This window comes from Bacillus sp. V33-4, assembly GCF_002860225.1.
In the GTDB taxonomy this organism is placed as follows: Bacteria; Bacillota; Bacilli; order Bacillales; family Cytobacillaceae; genus Bacillus_BJ; species Bacillus_BJ canaveralius.
The window spans coordinates 1-4,952 of record NZ_PGVC01000061.1 but is presented as its reverse complement, the minus strand read 5'-3'; the positions used below and the strand labels follow the sequence as shown (position 1 = coordinate 4,952).

Genomic DNA, 4,952 nt, shown 5'->3' with positions numbered 1-4,952 from the left:
ATGAATCCGCTTACACGTTTTAGGTGGAAATAAATTCCGCCAACAAATGCTTGACTCAAACGCCGACTTGGAATTCATGTTATACCTCCCTCGTTTTAAAGTATAATAGGTTATATGCCAACTTCAGTATAAGTGATAAAAGAGTAGATTAACAGGATGATAGGACCTAGACTAGATAGAAAATGATCCTCCTGTTAAGAATTGGAATGAGGATCTTTCTTATGAATCCATATGCATATAAACACTTTTTCGTGCTTGGGAATAGATTGGGTTATTCTTTTACAATTAGGCCGAGAGCTTTTGAGAAACCAATCGCTTGTTCTGATGATACGATACAGCCAGCTAATTTATCAAAGGATACAACTAAACTTTCGAATGAGCAGCTGCTTAAATCAATATCTGCTAATTCCGGCCCCGCCAAATTAGCTTGATTAAGATTACATTTATTAAAGTCGACGTTTTTTAGCTTTGTCTCATAAAAATCAGCATTCGTTAATAAGCAGTTTTGGAATTTAACTTGCTTGCTATTTGCTAGTGGAATTTTCGGAGATTGTACAGTTACTTTCTTTTTTTGGTTCATCTCGACGAGTCCCTTCAATAACTTCATTCTTTATCAATTATACTGGTCGGAATCAATTTATCGCTTACTTGAGCCATTCCAAAATTTTCGATTCGATTGCCGAAAGGATCGTGAAAAACATTTTAACTGCATTAGTTTCCAGTCTTGGACATGGCAAGGTGAATTCCCAGCAAGATAAGGATGCCGCCAAATACTCGTTCAATCCAATTCAACATCGCCGATAACCGATTTCGTATATGGTTATGGCTTAGGAAAGTTACCAATTAATAATATCGATTGTGAAATGAGTACGCCGATTCCAATCAAACAATAGGCAATATGGATCATGCTCCCGGAACACATCCCAAAGACTGTAGAAATACCATGTTTCTTTGACGATAAGCTCGTCTTAATAGTAATCACCCATTGCGGACCAGGAGACAGCATGATTAAGAGGCCGACACCTAAAACCGTTAACCACGTTTGCAGATCTGGCATATAATCCTCTCCTTCAAATTTAAATGGAACGTTTATTTCAGTTTGAATACGAAAATTCCCAGGATCATGATCGCGATCCCAACCAGCTTATTGGCAGTAAACGGCACTTTATCAATACCAAATAAACCGAAGGAATCGATCAGTAACGCAATAATTAATTGTGAAACGAGCAACAGCGACACCGAGTAGGCAGGCCCAAGCAGCGTTATTCCTTTCATGACACTGAAAACGACGACGGCTCCGAATGCTCCTCCCAATAAATACACTTTATTAACGTCGTTGATTCTTTGAATAGTCCCATCCTTTATGATCAAAAATACGGCGAGAGACACGAGGAATCCCAGGCCATGAACGATTGTATTGGTCTGCCACAACCCTAGTTTCTCACTTACTCTCGTATTGAAGACCGATTGCAAACTAATAAAGATGCCAGCCAGTACTGAATAAAATAAACCGAGCATATATAATCTCCCTTTCCTTATTCATAAAGATTTCCCTTTGATAAAATCATTAATTGATTGACGTCTATTATCAAAATCGCTCCTCGTTTTCTTTCAATGATCCCTTTTGCAACAAGCTGATTAATCACTCGATTCAAGTGTCGATAACTGGTTCCGAGCAGCTCCGCAATTTCAGTTAATTTCGCTGTTTTCAATTCTTCTATATGGGCATAGTTATTTTCATCAACCATGGTAGAGACTAGATAGCTGGCAAATTTGTTTTCGACGGGATATAAAAGATTCAAACTTGTCGTATTCGAAAGCGTATATAATTTATGGCTTAAATTTTTAATGATGAAATTTGAAAATTTCGGTTCATTTTCAGCAAATTCGTGGAGTTTTACAAAACTTATTCGAATCATTATCGAATCATTCAAAGATTCAACGGTGTTCCTCACTTCATACCCGGTCATTAATTCGACATCGCCAATAATCCCGAGCGGGTTGATAAACCTCAGTAATAACGATTTTCCATTCGGCAAAACTCGTATAAACCTTTAATTTGCCATCTACAAGCAAAGACAAATGGGTTAACGTATCGCCACCCGAACAGACAATTTCCCCCTTTTCAAATGAAAATAGTTTCATATCCGCAATCAGCTTTTCGGTAAAAATCTTTTGGAGGTTTTGGCTTTTAAAATACGACTTTAATAACCGCTCATCAGCGATTTCTTTCATCAAATCCCTGCTCTCTGTTCCGGGAATACGATATTATTTACTATTAAATACAATTGCGCATTAAACCAAAAGGACATATGTCCCAGTTAAAGATAAAATTCCATGTAACTCAATTTTAGACCAATCACTGGAAATGATAAATAAGGAGAGTGAGCTACGGAAAAGTCCTTCATCCAGGTAATGAAGAATAAAATGAGGTATGTGCGCTGGGGAAAAGTCCTTCATCCAGGTGGTGAAGCACCAAATTAGTCACTCGTACGCAGCCTCAAATTAACGTTTGCACATACCGACACCTTTTTATTTTCATAATTCATTTCCCGATAGTAGAAAATAACATCAAGAGTTTATAAATCGGGGGTGCGAGAATGTGAAAAAATTAATATTGGTGATTGTAGCGACTGTAATTCTTTTTTTACCTGAATTTGCCCAAGCAGAAGTTGTGAACGACGACGTGAAAGTGGCTTTTTTCAGGGACGGGCATTTATGGACAAAGATAAACGGCAAAGAGGAACAAGTTACAGAGGAACCTGCCCAATTTCCGTACCCGCCACAGTGGTCTCATGACGGGAAGTGGATCATGTATCAAAAAGATGTGATCGCCACGATAAATGATTGCAAAAAAGTTCAGTCGGAAATATGGGTTTACAGCGTAGCAGAGAAAAAACATCTGAAAATTTTCTATGATGGATTTGGCCCGAAATGGTCACCAAAGGAAAATATTATTGCGTTCCAGAGCAGGGGTGTCCTGAATATTTCAGACTTAGACAAATTCTATAATATCGCTTTGGGAGTCAATGATTTTAATTGGTTTCCAGATGGAAAAGGATTTATTGCATCATCTGGCGCTTCGCTTCGCCCTGATGGCTGGACCAATCCGATTCTTTATAAAATTTCGTTAAAGGAAGACTTTAAGAACCTCACCAGTCTCATGGAAAACGCTAAACGGTTTTACACGATTCCTAAAGAGCTTTCCAAAGACAGCGCAAGTGTTATGTCAATTAACGCCACTACCTTCGAATTTTCTCCCGATCATAAGTGGATTTCGTTTATTGTCTCACCGACAGGATCGATGTCGATGGATAGTAATATGCTATGTGTAATCAATACAGATGGAAAAGATTTTGCAGTCATTGATGAAATGATCCTCAATTTAGATAATCCAAAATGGGCTGACCAGAAAAATATGTTAGGATATATAGCCGGCGGAGGGAGGATTGTCGATGGTTTTAAAAACAAAGATATGAAGGTCACCGAAATCCCTTCAAATCAATCATTGAACCTCACTCCTGCCAGTCAGGCTGAATTGGGATTTACATGGGTTAATGACAACTCTCTTATTGTCTCAAGAGTGCCAGAGAGTGAGTGGTCAAACGATCCCAAGGAGCGGCCGAAACCTTCTTTGTACTTGATAAATATTATCGGACAAGAACAAACGAAAATCACCAATCCCCCAGCGGATCTCGGTGATTATCTGCCAAACTATGTACCCGCATTAAAAAAAGTTGCATGGCTAAGAAAAACAGAAGCAAATGAGAGCAGTAATTTATGGATAGCCGATCGCGATGGCAAGAATGCACAAGTCTGGATCAAAGATATTAGCATTAGTGGCTATGCGGTGTACCCCTATTGATAAAAAGACCTTTAATTTAACTTGATACTTTCAATCGCCTGCATCACGTTTGAATAGGTCGTGAACGACGAAAAATCAATTCCGCCATGAACGACTTTTGTCGCTAATTCAGGGCGTATCCCAGTGATAATTACATTGATCCCAAGCAAGCGAAGAACATCATAAATGTGAAAGATATGGCCTGCAACTTCGGCATCAATTGTCACAATTCCAGAAAAATCAATGATCAGGCATTCCACTCTTAGCTGGGGGATTTTCGGGACAACCTTATTTATAAGGTGCTCAGCTCTTTCGAAATCAACTGCACCAATCAATGGCAGGACAGCAACCCCCTCTTGAATTGGAACAATCGGCGCCGATAATTCGTTGATCTGGCCCTGTCTGTTTTTTATAATATTATCAGTGAGGCGTTCAAAGGCGATAATCGTTTCCGTGATGCTGACATCAAGCATCAAGTTCAGGCGTTTGTTAACAAAGATCACATCTTCGGCAGAGAGTCCAAAAGATAAGATGATTTTATTGATACGTTCACTGAACACCAATCTTGTATCAGGATAGCGCCGAATAATACTCGAAATTCTGCCCATTAAAGCTGCTTCGCGCTCCCCGTTTCTTTTGCTCCACTCAATAAGCCCTTCAGGCATTTTAATATCCGTTGAAGTTAAAGCTTCTCCCAAAATTCCAATAAACTCTTTATAAACGACAATTGCCTGTTTAATTTCTTCTGCAGGAATTGTAAATTCAAATTTATCGAGAATTTCATCCAAGATTTCAGTAGCCAATGAGTCCGCAGTATCGGTAAGATATTTAGCAACAGTTGAAATCGAATTCATTTCCCTGACACGTCCTTGTCTTTTAAACGTTTTATTGTTCCATGATGCAAATAAAAATCGCTTATTAATTAAGTGAAACTTGTTTTACTGAAAAGCGTATATCCAACATATATATATTAAAAATAACACAAAAAACCGCATTACAAAATGGGCAGTTTAAGTGAGTTGACTGTAGCAGCTACTATATTAATTATGTAGAGTAGAAAACAGGAATTAGATATTGTCTTCTTGTCCTCGGGTTTCAGGGTGTTCCA

Annotated in this window: 7 protein-coding genes; 1 reads left to right on the top strand and 6 read right to left on the bottom strand. The window is 38.5% G+C overall.

Annotation, left to right across the window (positions count from 1 at the left end):
• Nucleotides 1–271 precede the first annotated feature (271 nt).
• The 5 genes from CVD23_RS19090 to CVD23_RS22615 form a co-directional block, all read right to left on the bottom strand.
• Nucleotides 272–580: a pentapeptide repeat-containing protein gene (locus CVD23_RS19090; protein ID WP_257988605.1), complete on the bottom strand. Its 309-nt coding sequence runs from the start codon at nt 578–580 to the stop codon at nt 272–274.
• 240 nt (nt 581–820) lie between these two features.
• Nucleotides 821–1,057, bottom strand: a complete 237-nt coding sequence (locus tag CVD23_RS19085) for a LysE family translocator (protein WP_101666866.1) — start codon at nt 1,055–1,057, stop codon at nt 821–823.
• A 32-nt stretch (nt 1,058–1,089) separates the two neighbouring features.
• Nucleotides 1,090–1,518 carry a DMT family transporter gene (locus tag CVD23_RS19080; RefSeq protein WP_101666865.1) on the bottom strand — a complete coding sequence of 143 codons (429 nt, stop codon included), beginning with the start codon at nt 1,516–1,518 and terminating at the stop codon, nt 1,090–1,092.
• A 17-nt stretch (nt 1,519–1,535) separates the two neighbouring features.
• On the bottom strand, nt 1,536–1,919 hold the full coding sequence (locus CVD23_RS22620; RefSeq protein ID WP_257988604.1) for a Crp/Fnr family transcriptional regulator: 384 nt from the start codon (nt 1,917–1,919) through the stop codon (nt 1,536–1,538).
• A 37-nt stretch (nt 1,920–1,956) separates the two neighbouring features.
• Entirely contained in the window at nt 1,957–2,235 is a 279-nt protein-coding gene (locus CVD23_RS22615; protein WP_257988603.1) for a hypothetical protein, read from the bottom strand.
• A 367-nt stretch (nt 2,236–2,602) separates the two neighbouring features.
• On the opposite strand from CVD23_RS22615, the gene CVD23_RS19070 reads away from it, so the two are divergent.
• A complete protein-coding gene (locus tag CVD23_RS19070) occupies nt 2,603–3,865 on the top strand; it encodes a TolB family protein (RefSeq protein ID WP_101666864.1) in 1,263 nt (420 codons plus the stop codon).
• A gap of 11 nt (nt 3,866–3,876) precedes the next feature.
• Here CVD23_RS19070 and CVD23_RS19065 read toward each other — a convergent pair whose 3' ends face one another.
• Entirely contained in the window at nt 3,877–4,698 is an 822-nt protein-coding gene (locus tag CVD23_RS19065) for an STAS domain-containing protein (RefSeq protein WP_101575444.1), read from the bottom strand.
• Between the last annotated feature and the right edge of the window lie 254 nt (nt 4,699–4,952).